At 58.8% G+C, this 23,130-nt stretch carries 20 protein-coding genes; 16 read left to right on the plus strand and 4 right to left on the minus strand.

Features of this window, described 5'->3' with window-relative positions:
* Positions 1-7: 7 nt before the first annotated feature.
* The 3 genes from ugpE to ugpB all read right to left on the minus strand — a co-directional run bounded on the left by ugpE (position 8) and on the right by ugpB (position 3,174).
* Positions 8-856: a sn-glycerol-3-phosphate ABC transporter permease UgpE gene (ugpE, locus tag RSF91_RS06095; RefSeq protein ID WP_198461160.1), complete on the minus strand. Its 849-nt coding sequence runs from the start codon at positions 854-856 to the stop codon at positions 8-10.
* 2 nt (positions 857-858) lie between these two features.
* Positions 859-1,740 carry a sn-glycerol-3-phosphate ABC transporter permease UgpA gene (gene ugpA / locus RSF91_RS06100; RefSeq protein WP_332567574.1) on the minus strand — a complete coding sequence of 294 codons (882 nt, stop codon included), beginning with the start codon at positions 1,738-1,740 and terminating at the stop codon, positions 859-861.
* Between the two features lie 120 nt (positions 1,741-1,860).
* Positions 1,861-3,174 carry a sn-glycerol-3-phosphate ABC transporter substrate-binding protein UgpB gene (ugpB, locus tag RSF91_RS06105; RefSeq protein WP_332567575.1) on the minus strand — a complete coding sequence of 438 codons (1,314 nt, stop codon included), beginning with the start codon at positions 3,172-3,174 and terminating at the stop codon, positions 1,861-1,863.
* A 538-nt stretch (positions 3,175-3,712) separates the two neighbouring features.
* On the opposite strand from ugpB, the gene RSF91_RS06110 reads away from it, so the two are divergent.
* The 16 genes from RSF91_RS06110 (at position 3,713) to RSF91_RS06185 (ending at position 21,405) form a co-directional block, all read left to right on the plus strand.
* A complete protein-coding gene (locus RSF91_RS06110; RefSeq protein ID WP_332567576.1) occupies positions 3,713-7,630 on the plus strand; it encodes an FAD/FMN-binding oxidoreductase in 3,918 nt (1,305 codons plus the stop codon).
* A 7-nt stretch (positions 7,631-7,637) separates the two neighbouring features.
* Complete coding sequence (locus RSF91_RS06115) at positions 7,638-8,078, plus strand: HIT family protein (RefSeq protein ID WP_332567577.1); 441 nt, start codon at positions 7,638-7,640, stop codon at positions 8,076-8,078.
* 87 nt (positions 8,079-8,165) lie between these two features.
* Positions 8,166-8,585, plus strand: coding sequence for a gamma-butyrobetaine hydroxylase-like domain-containing protein (locus RSF91_RS06120; protein WP_099738565.1), 420 nt, complete (start codon positions 8,166-8,168; stop codon positions 8,583-8,585).
* 243 nt (positions 8,586-8,828) lie between these two features.
* The gene (gene ubiE, locus RSF91_RS06125) at positions 8,829-9,560 is read left to right on the plus strand and encodes a bifunctional demethylmenaquinone methyltransferase/2-methoxy-6-polyprenyl-1,4-benzoquinol methylase UbiE (protein ID WP_099738563.1); all 732 of its coding nucleotides are present in this window, start codon (positions 8,829-8,831) and stop codon (positions 9,558-9,560) included.
* Positions 9,561-9,611: 51 nt separating this feature from the next.
* On the plus strand, positions 9,612-10,604 hold the full coding sequence (locus RSF91_RS06130; RefSeq protein WP_332567578.1) for a Tim44 domain-containing protein: 993 nt from the start codon (positions 9,612-9,614) through the stop codon (positions 10,602-10,604).
* 89 nt (positions 10,605-10,693) lie between these two features.
* On the plus strand, positions 10,694-11,305 hold the full coding sequence (locus RSF91_RS06135) for a hypothetical protein (RefSeq protein WP_332567579.1): 612 nt from the start codon (positions 10,694-10,696) through the stop codon (positions 11,303-11,305).
* Positions 11,302-12,870 (plus strand): ubiquinone biosynthesis regulatory protein kinase UbiB, encoded by a 1,569-nt coding sequence (gene ubiB, locus RSF91_RS06140; RefSeq protein WP_332567580.1) that lies wholly within the window; start codon positions 11,302-11,304, stop codon positions 12,868-12,870. Before RSF91_RS06135 ends, ubiB begins: the two co-directional genes overlap by 4 nt.
* Before the next feature lie 34 nt (positions 12,871-12,904).
* Positions 12,905-14,356 (plus strand): sodium:solute symporter family protein, encoded by a 1,452-nt coding sequence (locus RSF91_RS06145; protein WP_332567581.1) that lies wholly within the window; start codon positions 12,905-12,907, stop codon positions 14,354-14,356.
* 100 nt (positions 14,357-14,456) lie between these two features.
* A complete protein-coding gene (locus RSF91_RS06150) occupies positions 14,457-14,747 on the plus strand; it encodes an FmdB family zinc ribbon protein (protein WP_332567582.1) in 291 nt (96 codons plus the stop codon).
* Between the two features lie 14 nt (positions 14,748-14,761).
* Positions 14,762-15,406: a DUF502 domain-containing protein gene (locus RSF91_RS06155; protein WP_332567583.1), complete on the plus strand. Its 645-nt coding sequence runs from the start codon at positions 14,762-14,764 to the stop codon at positions 15,404-15,406.
* Between the two features lie 18 nt (positions 15,407-15,424).
* Positions 15,425-17,230: an aspartate--tRNA ligase gene (aspS, locus tag RSF91_RS06160; protein ID WP_332567584.1), complete on the plus strand. Its 1,806-nt coding sequence runs from the start codon at positions 15,425-15,427 to the stop codon at positions 17,228-17,230.
* A gap of 242 nt (positions 17,231-17,472) precedes the next feature.
* Complete coding sequence (gene nudB, locus RSF91_RS06165) at positions 17,473-17,970, plus strand: dihydroneopterin triphosphate diphosphatase (protein WP_332567585.1); 498 nt, start codon at positions 17,473-17,475, stop codon at positions 17,968-17,970.
* Between the two features lie 23 nt (positions 17,971-17,993).
* The gene (locus RSF91_RS06170; protein WP_099738547.1) at positions 17,994-18,758 is read left to right on the plus strand and encodes an endonuclease/exonuclease/phosphatase family protein; all 765 of its coding nucleotides are present in this window, start codon (positions 17,994-17,996) and stop codon (positions 18,756-18,758) included.
* 98 nt (positions 18,759-18,856) lie between these two features.
* Positions 18,857-19,582, plus strand: a complete 726-nt coding sequence (folE, locus tag RSF91_RS06175) for a GTP cyclohydrolase I (RefSeq protein ID WP_198461148.1) — start codon at positions 18,857-18,859, stop codon at positions 19,580-19,582.
* 205 nt (positions 19,583-19,787) lie between these two features.
* Complete coding sequence (locus tag RSF91_RS06180; RefSeq protein ID WP_332567586.1) at positions 19,788-20,678, plus strand: DMT family transporter; 891 nt, start codon at positions 19,788-19,790, stop codon at positions 20,676-20,678.
* 79 nt (positions 20,679-20,757) lie between these two features.
* Entirely contained in the window at positions 20,758-21,405 is a 648-nt protein-coding gene (locus RSF91_RS06185) for a LysE family translocator (RefSeq protein WP_332567587.1), read from the plus strand.
* 121 nt (positions 21,406-21,526) lie between these two features.
* Here the strand turns inward: RSF91_RS06185 and RSF91_RS06190 are convergent, their stop codons facing one another.
* Positions 21,527-23,014 carry an ABC transporter substrate-binding protein gene (locus tag RSF91_RS06190; RefSeq protein WP_332567588.1) on the minus strand — a complete coding sequence of 496 codons (1,488 nt, stop codon included), beginning with the start codon at positions 23,012-23,014 and terminating at the stop codon, positions 21,527-21,529.
* Between the last annotated feature and the right edge of the window lie 116 nt (positions 23,015-23,130).

Below are 23,130 nucleotides of genomic sequence, written 5' to 3' on the forward strand. Positions count from 1 at the left end.
GAGAGGATTACTTCTCGGTATCCACCAGGCCTTTGACAAACCACTTTTGCATCAGCATTACCACGGCCGTAGGGGGCAGCATGGCCAGAATGGCGGTCGCCATCACAATGTTCCAGTCCACAGAGGCTTCGCCACCGGCCAGCATGCGCTTGATACCGATGACCACGGGGTACATGTCTTCCGAGGTGGTCATGAGCAGAGGCCACAGGTACTGGTTCCAGCCGTAGATGAACTGAATCACGAACAGGGCTGCGATGGAGGTCTTGGACAAGGGCACCAGAATGTCCTTGAAAAAGCGCATGGCGCTGGCGCCATCAATGCGGGCAGCTTCGACCAGCTCATCTGGCACGCTCAGGAAGAACTGGCGAAACAGGAAGGTGGCGGTGGCCGAGGCGATCAGCGGCAATGTCAGACCCGCGTAGCTGTTGAGCATGCCCAGTTCTGCCACGACCTTGTAGGTGGGCAGAATGCGCACTTCTACGGGCAGCATCAGCGTCAAGAAGATGGCCCAGAAGCACAGCATCTTGAAGGGGAAGCGGAAGTAGACGATGGCAAAGGCCGACAGCAGCGAAATGGCGATCTTGCCCACGGTGATGATCATGGCCACGCAGAAGCTGACCCACATCATTTGCACGACGTTGGTGTTGGAGCCCAGCTTGCCGGAGCCCAGCAGGGCTTCCTTGTAGTTTTCCCACATATGGGCGCCGGGCAGCAGCGGCATGGGGGACTGCACGATGACATCGGCCGTGTGCGTCGAGGCGATAAAGGCCAGATACAGCGGGAAGGCAACAATGGCCACGCCGAGGATTAGTACGGCATGGGAGATGAAGGTGAGCCAGGGATTGCGATCAACCATGATCAGTACTGCACTTTCTTTTCAACATAGCGGAACTGGATCACGGTCAGCACGACAACGATCAGCATCAGGATCACAGACTGTGCAGCCGAGCCGCCCAGGTCCAGCGCCTTGAAGCCGTCCTGATAAACCTTGTAGACCAGAATCGAGGTCGACTGGCCTGGGCCACCTTGGGTGGCTGCGTCGATGATGCCGAAGGTGTCAAAGAAGGCGTAGACGATGTTGATCACCAGCAGGAAGAAGGTGGTGGGCGACAGCAGGGGCAGCTGGATGTTCCAGAAGCGGCGCCATGGGCCGGCACCATCAATCGAAGCAGCTTCGATCAATGCCTTGGGGATGGATTGCAGACCCGCAAGGAAGAACAGGAAGTTGTAGGAAATTTGTTTCCACACCGAGGTGATGACGATCAGAGTCATGGCCTGGTTTTCGTTCATCAGGTGGTTCCACTCGTAGCCCAGCTTGCCCAGGTAATGCGTGATCACGCCAATCGAGGGCGAGAACATGAAGACCCAGAGCACGCCCGCAATCACGGGGGCCACGGCGTAAGGCACGATCAACAAGGTTTTGTAGAGCATGGCAAAGCGCACGATGCGGTCGGCAAAAATGGCCAGACCCAGGGATGCTGCAATGCCGACACCAGCCACCAGTACGGAGAACAGGGCGGTGCGCTTGAAGGAGTTCAGGTAGGTGGGGTCACTGAACAACTGACGGAAGTTGTCCAGACCAACCCATTCGGTGCTCATGCCGAACGCGTCTTCCATCTGGAATGACTGAAGCACAGCCTGACCAGCTGGCCAGAAAAAGAAGATACCGATGATGAGCAGCTGAGGCGCAATCAGCGCCCAGGGAAGCCATCTAGATCGGAAAAGTACGCGTTTTTCCATGAGGAGTCACAAATAAAAAAACCGCCGGAGCCTGGGTTCAGTCAACGGGGCATTTAAGGGTGCTGTGCCTTGTTTGAAGGCACAGCAGGCCTGTCAGCACCCTTGCGGGTGCTGGAGGGTTTACTTCTTGTACGACTTTTCGAAACGTGCCAGCAGCTCATTGCCGCGGCTCACGATAGAGTCCAGCGCTTGCTGGCCAGTCTTCTTGCCAGCCCACACTTGTTCGAGTTCTTCGTCCTCGATGGTGCGGATCTGCACATAGTTACCCAGACGGATACCGCGCGAGTTGTTGGTGACCTTGCGGATCATCTGCGTCACAGCAGTATCAGTGCCAGGGTGCTTGGCGTAGAAGCCGGACTTGTCGGTCAGCTCGTAGGCAGCCATGGTCACAGGCAGGTAGCCGGTGCGCTGGTGCGAAGCGGCCTGAACCTTGGTCTGCGACAGGAATTCGAAGAACTTGGCCACGCCCTTGTAGCGTTCAGCCGACTTGCCAGCCATCACCCACAGCGATGCGCCACCGATCACGGTGTTCTGGGGCGCGCCCTTCACATCGGGGTAGTAGGGCAGGGGAGCCAGTGCGTAGTTGAACTTGGCGTTCTTGGCCACGTCGCCGTAGAAACCGGACGAAGTCTGGATCATGGCGCATTCACCCGCGGTGAACGATGCCTGGGCGGTGGAAGCACGGCCCTTGTAGACAAACTCGCCAGCCTTGGCAGCTGCGGCCAGGTTGTCGATGTGCTTGACGTGCAGGGGCGAGTTGATCTTCAGACGGGCCTTGTAGCCGTTGGCGCTCAGACCGTTTTGTTCCGTAGCGAACTCGACGTTGTGCCATGTGGAGAAGGACTCCAGCTGAGTCCAGCCCTGCCATGCCAGGGTCATGGGGCAGCTGTGGCCGCTGGCCTTGAGCTTCTTGGCAGCGTCAAACACTTCGGGCCAAGTCTTGGGGGCCACGTCAGGGTTCAGGCCGGCCTTCTTGAAGGCGTCCTTGTTGTAATAGAAGATGGTGGTCGAGCTGTTGAAGGGGAAGCTCAGCATCTGGCCGTTGGGGGCGGTGTAGTAACCGGCCACGGCAGGGATGTAGGCCTTGGGGTCAAAAGCCACGCCGGCGTCGCTCATCACCTTGCCCACGGGCACGGTTGCGCCCTTGGAAGCCATCATGGTGGCGGTGCCCACTTCAAACACTTGCAGGATGTCAGGCGCATTGCCCGAGCGGAAGGCTGCAATGGCGGCTGTCATGGATTCGTCATACACACCCTTGAAGGTGGGGACGATGCGGTAGTCCTTCTGGCTTTCGTTGAACTGCTTGGCTAGGTCATTGACCCATTCGTTGTTCACGGCAGTCATCGAGTGCCACCATTGAATATCGGTGGTGGCTTGTGCCGAGAAGGCGGTTGCAGCGACGGCTGCAGCCATGGCTAGTTGTTTGAATTGCATGAGGCTCCTAACGATCGTTGACGAAATATGTGCTGGTGCACACTAAGTCATTCGTATGACATATGGATGTCATTGTTTGCATGGGCTAGGCACTCCACCATGGGCAGAACCCGCAGTCACTGGTCGTCTTATGACGAATGTGCGACAAGTAATGGTGCGCGAAGCTGCGCCATTCTAGGTCAAGGCTATTTCGTTTGTTGTTGGTAGTCTTTCGTATTGCGTTGTTTTTGATTCGGAAATGTATGGTTTTTGTGGAAATCGCATAGGCAAGAAATCTGAGTAATGCGCTGTCTCCAGAGCAGGAGTCTGGTTTTTGCCTGCAGGCGATTGAATACTGTCGTGCGTTGGTGCACTTTGGATGAGCTTCATGCTGTTTTTGCATGGGCTGATTCAGTTTGAAAACAGGCGACTTTGCTGCTTTTGCGATAGCTGGGCTGGTGACTCAGAACCCATAGCAAAGCAAGACCGAGCGCGGGTCGCTTAAAATCAGCATCCCACTGGCTTCGGGGCGCCACCGGGCGCCCAACACGGTCTACCCATGAATGTACCGATTGCGTTGGCTGCCGCCTTGCAGGCGCAGGCTGCTGAACCCGCACGACTGCGCGAGATTCCCTATAACTACACATCGTTCTCTGACCGTGAGATCGTGATTCGTCTGCTGGGCTCATCCATGTGGGATGTGCTCAACCAGCTGCGTCAGGAACGCCGCACTGGCCGATCCGCCCGCATGCTTTACGAGGTGCTGGGTGATATCTGGGTCGTGCAGCGTAACCCCTATCTGCAGGACGATCTGATTCACAACCCTGATCGCCGCAAGTCGCTGGTCGAGGCGCTGGCGCATCGACTCTCCGAGATCGACAAGCGCCGCGAGCCTCATGAAGACTCGGTGCGTGATCAGCTGGTGGGGCAATTGGTGGATGCAGCCCACCGTGCCGTGCATGAGTTCAATGCCACTTTTGTGGAAGCCGAGCAACTGCGCCGCCGCGTGCAGAAGACGCTGCGCCCCTACACGGCCAAGGACAACATCAAGTTCGACGGACTCTCGCGTGTGGCCCACGTGACTGACGCCACGGACTGGCGCGTGGAATATCCGTTCGTCGTTCTGACACCTGACACCGAAGCTGAAATGGCTGGTCTGGTCAAGGGCTGTATCGAGCTGGGTCTGACCATTATTCCGCGTGGAGGCGGCACGGGATATACGGGTGGTGCTATTCCTTTGACATGGCGCTCGGTGGTTATCAACACCGAAAAGCTGGAAGCGCTGACCGAAGTTGAGATGCGCATGATCCCTGGTGTGGATCATGAAGTGCCCACTATTTACTCCGAAGCCGGTGTGGTGACACAGCGCGTGGCCGATGCGGCCGAACGCGGCGGTTTTGTGTTTGCGGTGGACCCAACCTCCATCGAGGCCTCCTGCATTGGCGGCAACGTGGCCATGAATGCGGGCGGCAAGAAGGCCGTGCTCTGGGGGACGGCGCTGGACAACCTCGTGTCCTGGCGCATGGTGACGCCTGATGCGCAGTGGCTGGAAGTCACGCGTCTGGATCACAACCTGGGCAAGATTCACGATGCCGAGATGGCCTGCTTCGAGCTGAAGTACTTCGAGGCTGATGGCAAGACCCCTATTCGTACTGAACGTCTGGACATTCCCGGCAAGACTTTCCGCAAGGAAGGCCTGGGCAAGGACGTGACCGACAAGTTCCTCTCTGGCCTGCCCGGCATTCAGAAGGAAGGCACGGACGGTCTGATCACCAGCGCCCGCTGGGTCGTGCACCGCATGCCGGCTCACACCCGCACGGTGTGCATGGAGTTCTTCGGCAACGCCAAGGATGCAGTGCCTTCGATCGTTGAGATCAAAGACTATATGTTTGCCGAGCAAAAGCGCTCAGGCGTGCTGCTGGCGGGTCTGGAGCATCTGGACGATCGCTACCTCAAGGCCGTGGGTTACGCCACCAAGTCCAAAAAAGGCAATGGCGGCCTGCCCAAGATGGTGTTGCTGGGCGACATCGCCGGTGACAACGCCGATGAAGTGGCTCGCGTGACCAGCGAAGTGGTGCGCATTGCCAATTCGCGCAATGGCGAGGGCTTTATCGCCATCAGCGCCGAAGCCCGCAAGAAGTTCTGGCTGGACCGCAAGCGCACAGCTGCTATTTCGCGCCACACCAATGCCTTCAAGATCAATGAAGACGTGGTGATCCCTCTGCCCCGCATGGCCGAGTACACCGATGGCATTGAGCGCATCAATATTGAATTGAGCCTGCGCAACAAGCTCAAGCTCTGCGATGAGCTGAGCGGCTTCTTCAAACATTCCGATCTGCCCCTGGGCAAGAGCGACGATGCAGGCGAGATTCCCAGCGCCGAGTTGCTGGAAGACCGCGTGCAGCAGGCGCTGGCGCTGGTCGCCGAGGTGCGTGGCCTTTGGCAAGGCTGGCTGGATGGCGTTGCCACGCTGTTCCCCCAGCTGCAAGATCACACGCTGCGCGCCAGCTGGAAGACGCAGCTCAAAGAACCGCTGTCCAAGATTTTTGCAGGTGCGGCTTTCCAGCCGCTGCGTGAATCCGTCAACGAGATTCACCAGAAGGTGCTCAAGGGCCGTGTCTGGGTGGCGCTGCACATGCATGCCGGTGACGGCAATGTGCACACCAATCTGCCCGTCAACTCTGACGACTATGAAATGCTGCAGACCGCGCACGGCGCCGTGGCTCGCATCATGGATCTGGCGCGCAGTCTGGATGGCGTGATCTCGGGTGAGCACGGCATTGGCATTACCAAGCTGGAATTCCTCAGCGATGAGGAACTGGCACCATTTGCCGCCTACAAGAAGCGCGTGGACCCTGAAGGTCGCTTCAACAAGGGCAAGCTGATTCGCAATGAAGAGTGGGACGCATCGGCGCACCAGAGCCACGATGGCCGTTCGCCACGTGAATCGCTGATGTTTGCCGATCTGACCAACGCTTACACGCCGTCTTTCGGCCTGATGGGCTACGAGTCCATCATCATGCAGCAGTCGGATATTGGCGCTATTGCCAACTCCGTCAAAGACTGCCTGCGCTGTGGCAAGTGCAAGCCGGTGTGTGCAACGCACGTGCCGCGTGCCAACCTGCTGTACTCGCCCCGCAACAAGATTCTGGCGACTTCGCTGCTGGTGGAGGCCTTCCTCTACGAAGAGCAGACCCGCCGTGGTGTCTCGCTCAAGCACTGGCAGGAGTTTGAAGACGTGGCCGACCACTGCACGGTCTGCCACAAGTGCTTCAACCCCTGCCCGGTCAAGATCGACTTTGGCGATGTGACCATGAATATGCGCAATCTGCTGCGCAAGATGGACAAGAAGAGCTTCCGTCCGGGCAACAAGCTGGCCATGACCATGCTGAACGCCACGAACCCTGACACCATCAAGTTCATGCGCTCGGCCATGGTCGGTGTGGGCTTCAAGGCTCAGCGTCTGGCTGCTGATGTGTTGCAAAGCTTTGCCAAGAAGCAGACGGCGCACCCGCCGGCATCGGTCGGTACGGCTCCTATCAAGGAGCAGGTGATTCACTTCATCAACAAGAAGCTGCCCGGTGGCCTGCCCACCAAGACGGCACGCGCCTTGCTGGATATTGAAGACAAGGATTACGTGCCCATCATCCGGGATCCGAAGGCCACCAAGTCGGATACCGAGGCGGTGTTCTATTTCCCCGGCTGCGGCTCGGAGCGTCTGTTTAGTCAGGTGGGCCTGGCCACGCAGGCCATGCTGTGGCACGCCGGTGTGCAAACCGTGCTGCCGCCCGGCTACCTGTGCTGCGGCTATCCCCAGCGCGGATCGGGGCAGTTCGACAAGGCTGAGAAGATGATCACGGACAACCGTGTGCTCTTCCACCGTGTTGCCACCACGCTCAACTATCTGGACATCAAGACCGTGGTGGTGAGCTGCGGTACCTGCTATGACCAGTTGCAGGGCTACCAGTTCGACAAGATTTTCCCCGGCTGCCGCATCATCGACATCCACGAATATCTGCTCGAAAAGGGCATCACGCTGCAGAACAAGGGCACGTACCTGTACCACGACCCTTGCCACACGCCCATGAAGCAGCAGGACCCCATGAAGACCGTCAAGGCCTTGATGGGTGACCAGGTCACCAAGAGCGAGCGTTGCTGTGGTGAGTCCGGCACGCTGGGCGTGACGCGTCCTGATATCTCTACGCAGATTCGCTTCCGCAAGACGGAAGAGCTGCGCAAGAGCGAAGCCGAGCTGCGCGAGAGCGGTGCTCTGGCGCCCAAGGAAAACGTCAAGATTCTGACCAGCTGCCCAAGCTGCCTGCAAGGTCTGTCGCGCTACGGCAATGACATGAACAACGGCCTACTGGAAGCCGACTACATCGTGGTCGAGATGGCGCGTGACATTCTTGGTGAGAACTGGATGCCTGAATACGTCAAGCGCGCCAACGCGGGTGGCATCGAGCGCGTCCTGGTCTGAGGTGGATATGACGCATCAAGACAACTGCCCTCTGTGCACCACCGACGGTGGTGCGCTGATCTGGCGTGGTGACAAGCTGCGTGTGATTCGTGCTGCGGAAGAGGGCTTTCCAGCTTTCTATCGCGTAGTCTGGGCCGGTCATGCCGCCGAGTTTTCGGACTTGAGCGCTGCAGACCGTGCCTTGTGCATGGACGCAGTGGCTGTGGTGGAGCGCGTGCTGCGCGAGCAGCTCTCGCCCACCAAGATCAACCTGGCGGCGCTGGGTAATATGGTGGCTCATATGCACTGGCATGTTATTGCGCGTTATGACTGGGACAGCCACTTCCCCGCATCGGTCTGGGCGCCCGCCCTGCGCGAGCGCGATGAAGCACGTGAAGCGGCGGTGGCCCAGCAACTGCCAGCGGTAGATGCTGCGCTGCAAAAGGCGCTGACCCTCTGGGCCGCCTGATGTTCGTATCTCCGCTCTGGAGATTGAGTACAGAGAGACAAAGGGCAGCTCCTGGCTGCCCTTTTATGCATTGAACAGGAGAGAACCATGGCCGGATTGCAAGCCAACACTCCCACCCCTCAGGCACTGACCGTGCATGGCGCATCGCGCGTGCTGGAGGTGTCTTACACGGATGGCAAAACCTTTCGCATCCCCTTTGAGCTGATGCGTGTGTATTCGCCATCGGCCGAAGTGCAGGGACATGGCCCGGGCCAGGAGGTCCTGCAGACCGGCAAGCGCGATGTGGGGATCAACACCATCGAGCCGGTCGGCAACTATGCGATCAAGCCTTTCTTCAGCGATGGGCACGAAAGCGGTCTCTACACCTGGGAATACCTCTATCAGCTGGGTAGCCAGCAAGATGAGCTGTGGAAGCAGTATCTGCAGCGCCTTGAAGATGCAGGCCTGAACCGCGACACGCTGATGCCCGAAAAGGGTGCTGGCGGCCACGGTTGCAGCGTGCATTGAGATTTGACTTCGAGGGGGCTTGTCTGCCGGCTGAAAGCCTGTGCAAACGTCCCTCTGGCGCCACACAGGCCATGCGCCAAGCGCAAGGTTATTGATGCTGGTGCTATATTTCCGATAGCTTGTAGCGCAGGTGAAATAAGCGCTTAAAGCCAATTTCTTCTAAAAACCATAGTGCTTCAAAGCCTGTAGTCATACGGGGTTGTCGCTGTACGCACAAGCACTGCTTGCTTAGCATTCTTTGTTATGAGCTCCACACACTTCGGATTCCAGACTGTTGACGAAAGCGAAAAGGCATCGCGTGTACGCGGTGTGTTCGACTCCGTGGCCTCCAAGTACGACGTCATGAATGACGTCATGTCCGGCGGTCTGCATCGCGCCTGGAAGGCCTACACCCTGATGGTGGCCAACCTGAAGGAAGGCGACAAGGCGCTGGATATTGCAGGCGGCACGGGCGATCTGGCTCTGGCGTTTTCCAAGAAGGTCGGCGCATCGGGCCAAGTGGTTCACACCGATATCAACGAAGCCATGCTGCGTGTGGGGCGTGACCGCCTGACCGACAAGGGCGTGTTGTTGCCCACCTTGGTCTGCGATGCGGAAAAACTGCCTTTCCCTGATGGCCATTTCGACTTGGTCAGCGTGGCCTTTGGCCTGCGCAATATGACGCACAAGGATGCAGCGCTCAAGGAAATGAACCGCGTTCTGCGCCCCGGTGGCAAGCTGCTGGTGCTGGAGTTCTCCAAGGTGGCCAAGCCCCTGGAGAAAGCCTATGACTTTTATTCGTTCAAGATTTTGCCGGCCATGGGGCAGATGATTGCCGGTGATGCGGAAAGCTACCGTTATCTGGCTGAATCCATCCGCATGCACCCCGGCCAGAAGGAACTCAAGGCCTTGATGCAGCAATGCGGCTTTGGCCATGTGGACTATCACAACATGACAGGTGGCATCTGTGCCTTGCATGTCGGGATCAAGTGTTAAGTGCGCCTTGTGCGCAGATTTATAGCGACTTTCTATAAGAAGGGAGATGAGATGAAAAAACTTTGGTCAATCGCCTTGGTGGCAATGCTGGTTGTGGCACACGGTGAGGCTGACGCGAAACGCATGGGCGGAGGCTCTTCGTTTGGCAAACAGTCTGGCAACGTCACGCAACGCGAAGCTTCTCGTGCTCCCACACAGAACACTCAGCAGGCTCCGCAGCAAAATGCGGCTCAGCAAAACCGTGCTGGCGCGCCAGCAACGCCTGCTGCAGCGCCCAAGAAGCCCTGGGGCGCCATGCTTGGCGGCCTGGCTGCGGGTCTGGGTCTGGCCTGGCTGGCCAACTCACTGGGCTTTGGTGAAGCCTTTGGCAACTTCCTGATGATGGCTTTGCTGGCCATGGTTGTCATGGCGGTCATCGGCATGATCATGCGTCGCCGCAAGGCTGCGCCTGCTGCTCAGGCCAACAGCAGCCCCTTCGCTTTTCAGGGTGCAGGCAATCTGGGTGGCAATGTTGATGCTCCTCAGGCACGTCAGTACAACCCAGAAAAAGTGGGTAATGATGCGTCTGCGCGCCCCTGGGAACAGGACTATCAGCCTGCTGCCGCAGCCGGTGGCTCCATGATTGGCTCGGCTTTGTCGGGTTCGCAGAACTGGGGCGTGCCAGAAGGCTTTGATCAAGACGGCTTCCTGACAGCTGCCAAGCGTAATTTCGTGACGCTGCAATCCGCCTGGGATCGCTCTGACATTACTTCGCTGCGCTCGATGATGACGGACGAGATGCTGTCGGAAATTCGCGGTCAACTGGCTGAGCGCGAGTCGCAGCGCCCTGGTGAACCCAATCACACGGAAGTGCTGATGATTGATGCACAGCTGCTGGGCATCGAAGACCTGGGCAATGGCTATATGGCCAGTGTCGAGTTCTCCGGCATGATTCGTGAAGACGCCTCTGCAGGTCCAAGCCCTTTCCGCGAAGTCTGGAACATGACTAAGCCCAAGAGCGGCTCCAGCGGCTGGTTGGTGGCTGGCGTGCAAGCGCTGCAATAAGACAGGTCTCCCCCACAGCGAAGGCGTTGTTCCCTAGGGGAAGGCGCGTAGCGACTCAGGGGGATTGATTTCATGAATAATCGGGGACTATGGCAACACAGTCCCCTTTTTCTTTTCTGAGCGGTCTCGTCGAACGCGTGATGGCTGGACCTCAAGCTCCCGAATGGCTGGTGAGTGAAATGCACCAGCGTCTGGTGCTTTTCATCAACCATGTGCTGATGCAGGAAAAAGAGGCCATGGATCGCCTCCTGCGTCAAAGAGGTCGCATTGCCCGCGTGCAATGGCGTCAGTACTCGGTAGCCCTGCTGGTCACGCCCGCTGGTCTGTTCGATGTGGCACCTGAAGACGCTGCCCCCGACCTGATGCTGGAAGTCACTGAGACTTCGCCTCTGTCGCTGGCTCAGACCGCATTGCGCGGTGACAAGCCCAGCATCCGCATTGAAGGCGATGTGCAGTTTGCCGCCGAGATCAACTGGCTGGTCGACAACGTCAAGTGGGATGTGGAAGAAGACCTGGCCCGCTTGGTTGGCGATGTGCCAGCCCACACCATTGCCAAGGTCGCCCGCACAGCAGCCCAAGGCCTGCGCCAGTTCGTTGGCGCACGCATGGGTGGCAAAAAAGCGGCTGATGCAGATGTCGTCAGCCCGGCAAGTACCGCACCTGTGGCATCTATGCCCGGTGCCGATTACACACAGCCATGAGCCGTTTCCTGCGAGGCTGGGCCATCCTCTGGGTGGTGTTTCGTTATGGTCTGGACGAGCTGGTGCTCTCCGGCATTCCTCATCCGCGCCTGCGCAGTCTGCGCAGCGTGCTCACATTCGGACGCAAACTGGACAAGCCACGTGGCGTGCGCCTGCGTGAAGCGCTTGAGGAACTGGGCCCCATCTTTGTGAAGTTCGGTCAGGTGCTGTCTACGCGCAGCGACCTGATGCCGCCTGATGTTGCGGAAGAACTGGCCAAGCTGCAGGACCGTGTGCCCCCGTTCGATTCGCAAATCGCGGTGGACACCATTGAGCGTTCGTTTCGCAAGCCGCTCGATCAGATTTTTGTGAGCTTTGATCGTCAGCCCGTGGCCAGTGCATCGATTGCACAGGTTCACTTTGCGGTGATTCGCGACAAGGCTGGTGTTGAGCATGAGGTGGCCGTCAAGGTGCTGCGTCCGGGCATGAAGACCGTGATCGACAAGGATCTGGCGCTCATGCACATGATGGCTGGCTGGATGGAGCGGCTGTCCAAAGACGGCAAGCGCCTCAAGCCCAAGGAAGTGGTTGGCGAGTTTGATAACTACCTGCATGACGAGCTTGATCTGATCCGTGAAGCCTCCAATGCGGCGCAACTGCGCCGCAATATGGAAGGGCTGGATCTGGTGCTGATCCCCGAGATTCACTGGGATTACTGCCACACCGATGTGATGGTGATGGAGCGCATGAAGGGCGTGCCCATCAGTCAGGTGGAGCGTCTGCGTGAAGCCGGTGTGGACATTCCCAAGCTGGCCCGTGATGGCGTGACCATTTTCTTCACCCAGGTGTTTCGTGATGGCTTCTTCCATGCGGACATGCACCCGGGCAACATCATGGTCAGCCTGGAGCCCGATACCTTTGGGCGCTATATCTCGCTGGACTTTGGCATCGTCGGCACGCTGACCGAGTTCGACAAAGAATATCTGGCGCAGAATTTTCTGGCTTTCTTCCGCCGTGACTACAAGCGCGTTGCCGCTTTGCACGTGGAAAGTGGCTGGGTGCCTGCCACCACGCGGGTCGAAGAGCTGGAAGCCGCGATTCGAGCCGTCTGCGAGCCTTACTTTGACCGCCCGCTGGCCGAGATTTCTCTGGGCATGGTGCTGATGCGCCTGTTCCAGACCTCGCGTCGTTTTCAGGTCGAAATTCAGCCGCAACTGGTGCTGCTGCAAAAGACGCTACTCAATATCGAAGGTCTGGGGCGTCAGCTGGACCCCAATCTGGACCTCTGGAGTACGGCCAAGCCGTTTCTGGAAAAGTGGATGCTGGACCAGATGGGCCCGCAGCGTCTGTGGAACGAGATTCAGGCGCAAGCCCCGCGCTACGCCAAGATCCTGCCCGATATTCCGCGCGTGCTGCATCAGTATCTGGCCAAGCAAGGCGCTGGCAATCACAACGACGCCTTGCTGAAAGAGCTGCTCCAGCAGCAAAAGACAACCAACCGCTTGCTGCAGGCCATCCTCAGCGCAGGCATTGGTTTCGTTATCGGGCTGGTAGTGCTGCAGATTCTGCTGCGCATCCGCTTCTGAGCTTCCTTTTTTATTTAGTCTGAGGAGTGCGAGCTTGCTGCTCTCATTGGTAATCGTCTACCTATTGATAACCATTGGCATTGGTTTGTGGGCGGCAAAACGCGTGAAAAACACGGCGGACTTCGCTATTGCTGGGCGGCATCTGCCGCTGTACATGATCATCACCACCACCTTCGCGACTTGGTTCGGGTCCGAGCTGGTGCTGGGTGTACCTGCCAAGTTCATCGAAGGCGGTCTGCAGGCGCTGGTGGAAGACCCGTTTGGCGCAGGCATGTGCCTGATTCTGGTCGGTGCCTTCTTTGCGGCCAAGCTCTATCGCATGAACTTGCTGACCATCAGCGACTACTACCGTGCTCGCTATGGACGCTCGATCGAGGTGATCTGCTCGCTCATCATCATGCTCAGCTATCTGGGCTGGGTCTCGGCTCAGGTCACGGCATTGGGGCTGGTGTTCAACCTGCTCTCGGGCGGTTCGGTCAGCATACCCATGGGTATGACGATTGGCATTCTTTCCGTGCTCATCTACACGCTGTTTGGCGGCATGTGGTCTGTGGCAGTGACCGATTTTGTGCAGATGATCATTCTGGTTGTGGGCCTGCTGGCGCTGGCCTTCTTCGCCGGCGATATGGCGGGTGGTGCTGGCAAGGTGGTCGATCTGGCTACCAGCCGCGATCTGTTCAAGTTCTTGCCTGAGCCATCGTTCCATGAAATCGTGTTCTTCATTGGCGCCGCTGTGACCATGATGCTGGGCTCGATTCCGCAGCAGGACATTTTCCAGCGCGTGATGTCTGCCGACACCGAGAAATCTGCTGTGCGCGGTACCATCATCGGTGGTGCCTGCTATGTGATTTTTGCCTTTGTGCCCATGTTCCTCGTGGCCAGTGCGCTCATCATCATGCCGACCGAGGCGACTGCCCTGCTGGCTGAAGATCCGCAAAAGGTGCTGCCGACCCTGGTGATGGACAAGATGCCCTTCGCCATGCAGGTGCTGTTCTTTGGCGCGCTGCTATCGGCTATCAAATCCTGCGCATCAGCGACCCTGCTGGCGCCCAGTGTCACGTTTACCGAAAACATCTGGCGTCAGTTCCGCCCGTTTACGACGGACAAGGACAACCTCAAGACCATGCGCATCAGCGTGCTGGTGTTTGCGGCCTGCGTGCTGGCTTATTCCATCGCCATGCAAGGCACGCCTATTTATGAACTGGTGGCCAGTGCTTATCAGGTGCCGCTGGTGGGGGCTTTTGTGCCGCTGGTTTTTGGTCTGTACTGGAAGCGCGCCACCACACAAGGCGCCATCAGCGCTGTGACTCTGGGTATTGGCGTCTGGCTGATCTTTATGGTGACACCGGCGCTCCATCAGGCTTTCCCGCAGCAGCTGGCTGGTCTTTTGGCGGCGGTTGTTGGCATGCTGGCAGGGTCTCTGCTGCCCCAGTGGGTCAGCAACCATCACCGGGAAATCGAGAGCTTTACCGAGGCCAAGGCCTGAAAGTGCAAATAAGCGATGCCGGGGCTTGCCTGTGCAGCGCAGCAAAACGAGGGGCGGCGCCTATAATTGAGGGTTTTTGCACTTCCCTCGTTTTAGCGCTATGCCTATCTATGCATACAAGTGTGGCTCCTGTGGTCATGCCAAGGATGTGCTGCAGAAAATCTCGGACGCGCCGCTGACCGTGTGCCCAGCTTGCGGGGCCGAGGCCTTTTCCAAGCAGCTTACCGCTCCGGGCTTTCAGCTCAAGGGTTCTGGCTGGTATGCCACGGACTTCAAGAACAGCGGCAGCAAGCCGACTGCAAGCACTTCTTCCTCCAGTGAGAGCGCTGCTGCACCTGCAGCGGAACCCGCACCAACTCCTGCAGCGGCTCCTGCCACTGCCAACTCCTGAGGCTCTTCGAGACTATGTTTGCATTGCGCAAGTGGCTGATTGCAGGTTTGCTGGTCATCGTTCCTCTGGTGATCACCCTCGGTGTGCTTAACTGGATCATCGGGACGCTGGACCAGACGCTGGCCATTCTTCCTGAGGCATGGCAGCCCGACAAACTGCTGGGCGTGCACATTCCGGGTTTTGGCGTCATTTTGACGTTGCTGATTCTGCTGATCGTCGGTGGTATTGCCAGCAACTTCATCGGACGCAAGCTGGTCGGCTGGGGTGATGCACTGGTGCGCCGCATTCCTGTGGTGCGCTCCATCTATTCCAGCGTCAAGCAGGTCTCTGATACCGTTTTCTCTGACAGCGGTAATGCCTTTCGCACTGCGGTCATGGTGCAATGGCCGCGTGAAGGCGTCTGGACCGTGGCCTTTGTCACGGGCCAGCCCAATGGCGAAGTAGCAGCCTTGCTGCGCGATGACTATGTCAGCGTGTTCGTGCCCACCACACCGAACCCCACGGGCGGTTACTTTGTGCTGGTGCGCAAGAGCGAGTGCATTGAGCTGGAAATGAGTGTGGATGCCGCACTCAAATATATTGTTTCGATGGGTGTAGTGGCTCCGCCAGACCTCACCGCGATCGAAGAATCCAAACAAACAACCTTGTCGCACCCCTAAGGGTGCAGGAAGACTTTCATGGCAATGCGTACTCAATACTGCGGTCTGGTGACCGAAGCCCAAATGGGCGAAACCGTGACCCTGTGCGGCTGGGTGAATCGCCGCCGTGACCACGGTGGTGTGATCTTTATCGACCTGCGTGACCGCGAAGGCTACGTGCAGGTGGTCTGTGACCCTGACCGCGCTGAAATGTTCAAGGTGGCTGAAGACGTGCGCAATGAGTTCTGCGTGCAGGTCAAGGGCATCGTGCGTGCTCGCCCCGCAGGCACCACCAACGACAAGCTGAAAAGCGGCCAGATCGAAGTGCTGTGCCACGAGCTGAACGTGCTGAACGCTTCCGTCACACCTCCGTTCCAGCTGGACGACGAGAACCTGTCGGAAACCGTGCGCCTGACCAACCGCGTGATGGATCTGCGCCGCCCCGTGATGCAGCGCAACATGATGCTGCGCTACAAGACCGCGATTCAGGTGCGCAACTTCCTGGACAAGCTGGGCTTCATCGACATCGAAACCCCCATGCTGGGCAAGTCCACCCCCGAAGGCGCACGCGATTACCTCGTGCCCTCGCGCGTGCATGACGGCGAATTCTTCGCACTGCCCCAGTCGCCCCAGCTGTACAAGCAGATGCTGATGGTGGCCGGCTACGACCGCTACTACCAGATCACCAAGTGCTTCCGCGACGAAGACCTGCGCGCTGACCGCCAGCCAGAATTCACGCAGATCGACTGCGAAACTTCGTTCCTGAACGAAGAAGAAATTCGTGCCATCTTCCAGCAGATGATTACGGAAGTGTTCCAGACCCAGCTGAACGTGGAACTGGGCGAATTCCCCATCATGACCTACCACGATGCGGCGCACCGCTTTGGTTCGGACAAGCCTGACCTGCGCGTCAAGCTCGAATTCACAGAGCTGACCGACTGCATGGGCGATGTGGACTTCAAGGTCTTCTCCGTTCCTGCGACGACCAAGGGTGGTCGTGTAGTTGCTCTGCGCGTGCCCGGCGGCGCTGCGATCTCGCGTGGCGAAATCGACGGCTACACCGAGTTCGTCAAGATCTACGGCGCCAAGGGCCTGGCCTGGATCAAGGTCAATGAAGTGGCTAAGGGCCGTGAAGGTTTGCAGTCGCCCATCGTCAAGAACCTGCACGATGCAGCAATTGCCGAAATCCTCAAGCGCACCGGCGCTCAAGACGGCGACCTGCTGTTCTTCGGCGCTGACAAGGAAAAGATCGTCAACGATTCCATCGGCGCCCTGCGTCTGAAGGTCGGCCACAGCGAGTTCGGCAAGAAGAGCGGTCTGTTCGAAAACAAGTGGGCCCCCCTGTGGGTGGTGGACTTCCCCATGTTCGAACATGACGAAGAAAACAACCGCTGGGCGGCTGTGCACCATCCCTTCACATCGCCCAAGGATGGCCATGAAGAGCTGATGGTCACCGACCCAGGCAAGTGCATTGCCAAGGCCTACGACATGGTGCTGAACGGCTGGGAGCTGGGCGGTGGCTCGGTGCGTATCCACCGTGCAGACGTGCAGGCCAAGGTGTTTGCCGCCCTGAACATCACCCCTGAAGACCAGCGCGCCAAGTTCGGCTACCTGCTGGATGCGCTGCAGTACGGCGCGCCTCCTCACGGTGGTCTGGCCTTTGGTCTGGACCGTCTGATCACGCTGATGACCGGCTCCGAGTCCATCCGCGACGTGATTGCCTTCCCCAAGACCCAGCGCGCTCAGGATTTGCTGACGCAAGCCCCGTCGCCTGTGGACGAGAAGCAACTGCGCGAGCTGCACATCAAGCTGCGCAACACCGTGGTGACGACCACCGAGGCCTGATCTCCAAGCCTTTTACAGACTGCGTTTGTCGCAGTCTGCATCAAGCGCCAGTCTGCGAAAGCGGCTGGCGCTTTTTTATTGCTACGGCTTTAAGAGCTGCTTGCGCCTGTCAGTAGATGAATCTGGCAAGGTTTTTTATCTATTTTGATGACTGGAGGGTGCTAGCAGCTATGAATATTGATAGCCATCAAGCGCAGCGCCAACTCCCATTGCGGCCATTGCCAGCGCGCTAATATGGACTGATGGACATCAAGCCTTACAAGATTCCGCAGTCCGTGCTGGTTGTCATCTACCGTGAGGACGGTCAGGTTCTGCTGCTGCGCCGCACCATTGCTGCGCCGGGCGGCGAGCCGTTCTGGCAATCGGTGACGGGCAGCAAAGACAGCGAGGATGAGGATTGGCGCGAAACCGCTGCCCGCGAGGTGCTGGAAGAAACCGGCATTGATGCACTCGCGCCCGGCTGCCAGCTCATCGACTGGGAGCTTGAGAACGTCTATGCCATCTACCCCGAATGGCAGCACCGTTACGCGCCGGGCGTGTGGCACAACCAGGAACACGTGTTCGGGCTTCGTGTGCCGTCCTACATGGCTGTGCACTTGAATCCGAGAGAGCACACCGCACATGATTGGCATGATTGGCGCGACGCAGCCCAGCGCTGCTTTTCCTCTTCCAACGCAGAAGCTATTTTGTTGCTGCCGCGCTTTGAACCGGCGTTGGCTCAAAGCCAGCAGAAGCCGTAACCGCTTTGAGAAAAACAGTGCCTATGTCTGAAGTTCAGTTATTTACGCCGCCAGAGCCGCAGATCCTGCGCGTGGCCACCTACAACATTCACAAAGGCGTGCAGGGCCTGGGCCCGGCGCGGCGGCTGGAGATTCATAACCTTGGTCTTGCGGTGGAGCAGCTTGATGCAGACATCGTCTGCCTGCAGGAAGTGCGCAAGATGAACCGCAAGGAGGAGCAGTACTTCGACCACTGGCCCAATGTGCCGCAGGCCGAATATCTGGCTCCTGAGGGTTATGAGTCCGTCTACCTGACCAATGCTTATACCAAAGATGGCGAGCACGGTAATGCGCTGCTCAGCCGCTGGCCGGTGATTGGCTACCAGCACGAAGACATCTCAGACCACCGCTTCGAGCAGCGCGGTCTGCTGCATGTGGAGCTGGACATCAACGGCAAGCGCGTGCACTCCATCGTTGTTCATCTGGGCTTGATTCCCGGCAGCCGCATTCGCCAGATTGCTCTGCTGCAGCGCTTTATCGAGCGCGAGGTGCCGCCCAATGCGCCGCTGGTCGTGGCGGGTGATTTCAACGACTGGGGCAACCAGATCAAGCGCATGCTGGCGGGCTTTGGTCTGTTCGAGTTTGATGAAACCCGAGGCATCGCCACCTACCCTGCACGCCTGCCGATTGCGCAGCTTGACCATATCTATGTGCGTGGGCTGACGCCGCTGGGGCTGCAAGTGCCAAAGGGGCGGATTTGGTGGCGTATGTCCGACCATTTGCCGCTGATTGCGGAATTCAGGCTCTGATGCTACTGAAACCATAGCTTCGGGCGCTGTGTAAACCTGCGTTTGAATGGCAAAGCCTTTGAGGCTTTGGGAAGTTGATTCGCTGGTACCATTCTTGAATGTTCAGAGAACTCGCCGATATGAATAAAGACAAACAGACTGAAGAGGGCACGCCCGTTTCGGTCAAGATCCGCGAGCGCCTGCAGGCGGCGAACAAGCGTTTTCACGCCAACGACAACATCGCCGATTTTATTGAGCCCGGCGAGCTGGAGCTGATGCTGGACGAGGTCCAGGAGAAGATGCAGACGGTGCTCGACTCCATGGTCATCGACACCACCAACGATCACAACACCCGCGCCACGGCTCGCCGTGTGGCCAAGATGTATGTGAACGAGGTCTTCCGCGGCCGTTATGTGCACCAGCCAGCGATTACCGAATTCCCCAACGCCGAGCACCTGAACGAGCTGATGATCGTCGGCCCGATCACCGTGCGCAGTGCCTGCAGCCACCACCTGTGTCCCGTCATGGGCAAGATCTGGATTGGCGTGCTGCCCAACAAGAACACCAACGTCATTGGCCTGTCCAAGTACGCCCGTCTGGTGGACTGGATCATGGGTCGCCCGCAGATTCAGGAAGAAGCCATCATTCAGCTGGCTGACCTGATCATGAACAAGACCCGCCCTGACGGTCTGGCCGTGGTGATGGAAGCCTCGCACTTCTGCATGTCCTGGCGCGGTGTGCGCGAGATGGACTCCAAGATGCTCAACTCCGTCATGCGTGGGGCCTTCCTCACCAACTCCGAGCTGCGCCGCGAATTCTTGTCGCTTATCGCTGCCCGGAAATAAATGCCTGCCCTAGAGTCGCTGAGCGCATTCCCTCAAGGGGGACGACAACTTCGCCGCGAGGCGGCTCTTGCTCGGTGTCTCTGGTTGGGTACAGGGCAGTGGCCCGCATCACGGGTCATACAGAGCTTCTCTGAAACCTGATTTCGGACTTTTTTAAAGGCTGCGCGTTGCGCGGCCTTTTGCATTTCTGGCGTTTCTGTCTCTCATGTCTCTGCAAGCCTTCGCTCTCATCATTCTGGCCGGCCTGATTCACTCGGGCTGGAATATCGTGGCCAAGAAGGCGGGCGGTGATGCCCGCTTCTCTCTCTACACCTCGGTCTGGAACGCCGTCATCTGGCTGCCGCTGGGCTGGTGGCTGGGCAAGGATGTGGTTCCGGGCTGGGGCTGGATGGAATGGGCTTTTGTCACGGCCAGCGCGTTGCTGCATGTGGCTTATTTCGTAGTGCTGCTGCGCGGCTACCGGGTGGCGGATCTGACGGTGGTCTATCCGCTGGCACGCGGCAGTGGGCCGCTGATGTCATCACTGGTGGCGGTGCTGTTTCTGGGTGAGAGCATCTCCACGCTGGGCGCAGCGGGTATTGCGGGCGTGGTGGTTGGCGTGTTTTTGATTGCGGGTGGCCCGCGCATGATCATTGCTATCCGGGAGGGGAAGGACGACGAGGCACGCCAGCGCGTGCTGTCCGGCCTCTATTACGGCTTGCTGACGGGCATGTTCATCGCCAGCTATACAGTGGTGGATAGCTATGCAGTCAAGGTGCTGCTGATGTCGCCCATTCTGGTGGACTACGTGGGCAATCTGATCCGGCTGGCAATTCTGGCGCCGCTGGCTGTGCAGGACTGGCCCGAGACCAAGCGCCTGTGGCGTCTGCAGTGGCGCTATGCGGCCATCGTTGCCTTCTTCAGCCCTATTGCCTATGTGCTGGTGCTGTATGCGGTGCAAAGCGCACCCATCTCGCATGTCGCCCCGGCACGAGAGGTGTCCATGCTGTTTGCCGCGCTGATCGGTGGCAAGCTGCTGGGTGAGGGCGACCGGGGTCTGCGTATTGCAGGCGCCATCATGATTGCGCTGGGCGTGACGGCGCTGGGACTGGGTTGATGCAGCTTTATGCATCAAAAAGGCCTGTAGCGCTTTCCAATAAAGCGTAAGCAGCTATTGTTTTTATAAAGAATTGACCATGCCGACCTGGGACGTTTTGATTGCATTCTTTGGCGTGGCCGTGCTGCTGGGCCTGAGCCCCGGGCCGGACAATCTGTTTGTCCTCGTGCAGTCTGCCCAGCGCGGCTGGCGTGTGGGCTTGTGCGTGGTGCTGGGGCTAAGCCTTGGCATTGTGGGCCACACCGTAGCGGTGGCCTTGGGGCTGGCGGCAGTGGTTGCTGCATCGCCCATGCTGTTTACGGCGCTCAAGCTCTGCGGCGCGGCGTATCTGGCGTATCTGGCATGGGGTGCATGGCGTGCACCGGTCAGCGTGACTGAAGGTGCGCAGGCACTTGCCGAGCGTGATGTGCTGACGCTGAAAACCGCCATGGGCTGGGTCGGTCGCGGTGTGGTCATGAATCTGACCAACCCCAAGGTGCTGATCTTCTTTCTGGCCTTTTTGCCCCAGTTTGCCGACCCGGCACGCGGCAGCGTGGGCCTGCAGGTCATGGCGCTGGGCTGTGTCTTCATGCTGGCCACGCTGCTGGTGTTTGGCTCCATCGCCTGCGGCTCAGGCCTGTTTGGCCAGATTCTGCAGCGATCTGCCCGCGCCCAGCGCTGGCTCAACCGCATTGCCGCCACTGTGTTTGGCGCGCTGGCATTACGCTTGGTAATGGTGCAGCGCTGAAAACTGGCGCGGCCTAAGCGAGAGACAGCGAGCAAGGGCCGCCCCGCAGCGAGGCTGTCGTCCCCCTCCCGCGAAGCGAGGGAGGGGGAAGGTGCGGAAGCGCCTCAGGGGGAGGTCAAAGTCAAGCCCAGGAGAGAGAAGACAGGTCGTTGACGAATACCGGCATGTCCTTCCACAGTCCGCGCAGCTTCTTGTTGGCCACGGTCACCCATTGCGGGGTGTAGATGAAGCCGTGCACCGCATCCCGGGCCAGCAGGCGCTGAGCGTCGCCCAGCAGGCGAGCGCGGTCGGCAGGGCGGGGGGTGTGCTTGATTTTCTCGAACAGCTCATTGAACTCTTGCGAGTGGTAGCCCCAGTAGTAGTCCGGCTTGGCAAAGTTGCCCAGATCAAATGGCTCCACATGCGAAATGATGGACAAGTCGTAGTTCTTGTTGGTGTATGTGCCCGACAGCCACTGTGCCCATTCCACGTTCTGCAGCTTGAGGTTGATGCCAATCTTGGCCAGCTGGGCTGCAATCAGCTCGCCGCCCTGGCGTGAGTAAGGCGTGGGCGGCAGGGTCATGGTCAGCGTCAGCGGGGTTTTGATGCCGGCTTCAGCCATCAGCGCCTTGGCCTTGTCCAGATCAAAGGGGTTGACGCCCGTGGTATCCACATAGCCAAAGGCGGTGGGCACGTAATAGCTGCCAATGGGCACGCCATAGCCATCGGCGGCACCGGCGATGACGGCATCGCGGTCAATGGCGGCGGCAATGGCACGGCGAACGCGCACATCGTTCAGAGGCTTGCGTGCGTTGTTGATGGCCAGAATGGTCTTGGCGCGTGAGTTGCTCACAATCACCTGAAAGCGCTGGTTGGCCTTGAACTGGGGCACGCTGCGCGGCGTAACGCGGGGGAAAACGTCTACATCGCCTGCCAGCAGGGATGCGACCTGCGCAGCCGGGTCTGGAATAAAGCGGAACACGGCGCGCTTGATGCGAATGCTCTGCGCTGCACGATAGCCCGGCCATGCGGCCAGCGTGACGGATGCACCCTTGCTCCACGACGCCAGCTGATAAGGGCCGGTGCCTACGGGTTTGGTGGCGTTGGTGGCCGCGCTCTTGGGCTCGACGATGACGGAGGTGGCCTGACCCATCACAAACAGAAAATCGGGGTCGATATCTTTGTTGGTGATGACGATGGTGTACGGGTCCACGACCTTGGTGTTGAGGTTGGCGAAGCTGCGCTTGTCCTTGTTGGTGCTTTTCTCAGCGGCTGCGCGGTCAAACGAAAATTTGACGGCGGTGGCGTTAAAGGGCTCGCCATTCTGAAACTTGGCATCCTTGCGCAGGCGAAAGGTGTAGGTCTTGAGGTCGGAGGAGACCTCCCAGCTTTCGGCCAGCAGGGGCGAGACGCTGCCGTCCGAGTTGATCTTGGTCAGCGTCTCGAACACGTTGTAGAGCACGACTTCGGCGATCGACGAGGCCGCGCCGGCCGTGGGGTCCAGCCCCGGCGGCTCCAGCGTCATGGCCAGCGTGACACTGTCTTTTTTGTTCTGGGCCAGAGCGGGCCAGGCGGTGAACAACGGTAAGCTGGCAGCCGAGCTGACCAGCAAGGAGCGGCGATTGAGCATCAACAAAGTCTCCGAATGGGGGCAGGCCGCACTGGGCCTGTAAAAGCGCTGCAAGTCATTGCGCACAGCGTGCGGTGCGGACTTGTTTCAGCTGTATTTTTACACCACGCAGGGGG

It is taken from the genome of Comamonas sp. (assembly GCF_036643215.1).
Classification (GTDB): Bacteria; Pseudomonadota; Gammaproteobacteria; order Burkholderiales; family Burkholderiaceae_C; genus Comamonas.

Excerpts from the sequence above, each read along its gene's own strand:
- RSF91_RS06120 (WP_099738565.1), top strand. The coding sequence starts at position 8,166 with ATGGCCGGATTGCAAGCCAACACTCCCACCCCTCAGGCACTGACCGTG.
- ugpB (WP_332567575.1), bottom strand. The coding sequence starts at position 3,174 with ATGCAATTCAAACAACTAGCCATGGCTGCAGCCGTCGCTGCAACCGCC.
- ugpE (WP_198461160.1), bottom strand. The coding sequence starts at position 856 with ATGGTTGATCGCAATCCCTGGCTCACCTTCATCTCCCATGCCGTACTA.
- RSF91_RS06130 (WP_332567578.1), top strand. The coding sequence starts at position 9,612 with ATGAAAAAACTTTGGTCAATCGCCTTGGTGGCAATGCTGGTTGTGGCA.
- ubiE (WP_099738563.1), top strand. The coding sequence starts at position 8,829 with ATGAGCTCCACACACTTCGGATTCCAGACTGTTGACGAAAGCGAAAAG.
- RSF91_RS06110 (WP_332567576.1), top strand. The coding sequence starts at position 3,713 with ATGAATGTACCGATTGCGTTGGCTGCCGCCTTGCAGGCGCAGGCTGCT.
- RSF91_RS06190 (WP_332567588.1), bottom strand. The coding sequence starts at position 23,014 with ATGCTCAATCGCCGCTCCTTGCTGGTCAGCTCGGCTGCCAGCTTACCG.
- RSF91_RS06150 (WP_332567582.1), top strand. The coding sequence starts at position 14,457 with ATGCCTATCTATGCATACAAGTGTGGCTCCTGTGGTCATGCCAAGGAT.
- folE (WP_198461148.1), top strand. The coding sequence starts at position 18,857 with ATGTTCAGAGAACTCGCCGATATGAATAAAGACAAACAGACTGAAGAG.
- ubiB (WP_332567580.1), top strand. The coding sequence starts at position 11,302 with ATGAGCCGTTTCCTGCGAGGCTGGGCCATCCTCTGGGTGGTGTTTCGT.
- RSF91_RS06185 (WP_332567587.1), top strand. The coding sequence starts at position 20,758 with ATGCCGACCTGGGACGTTTTGATTGCATTCTTTGGCGTGGCCGTGCTG.
- nudB (WP_332567585.1), top strand. The coding sequence starts at position 17,473 with ATGGACATCAAGCCTTACAAGATTCCGCAGTCCGTGCTGGTTGTCATC.
- RSF91_RS06135 (WP_332567579.1), top strand. The coding sequence starts at position 10,694 with ATGGCAACACAGTCCCCTTTTTCTTTTCTGAGCGGTCTCGTCGAACGC.
- RSF91_RS06180 (WP_332567586.1), top strand. The coding sequence starts at position 19,788 with ATGTCTCTGCAAGCCTTCGCTCTCATCATTCTGGCCGGCCTGATTCAC.
- RSF91_RS06115 (WP_332567577.1), top strand. The coding sequence starts at position 7,638 with ATGACGCATCAAGACAACTGCCCTCTGTGCACCACCGACGGTGGTGCG.
- RSF91_RS06155 (WP_332567583.1), top strand. The coding sequence starts at position 14,762 with ATGTTTGCATTGCGCAAGTGGCTGATTGCAGGTTTGCTGGTCATCGTT.
- ugpA (WP_332567574.1), bottom strand. The coding sequence starts at position 1,740 with ATGGAAAAACGCGTACTTTTCCGATCTAGATGGCTTCCCTGGGCGCTG.
- RSF91_RS06170 (WP_099738547.1), top strand. The coding sequence starts at position 17,994 with ATGTCTGAAGTTCAGTTATTTACGCCGCCAGAGCCGCAGATCCTGCGC.
- aspS (WP_332567584.1), top strand. The coding sequence starts at position 15,425 with ATGGCAATGCGTACTCAATACTGCGGTCTGGTGACCGAAGCCCAAATG.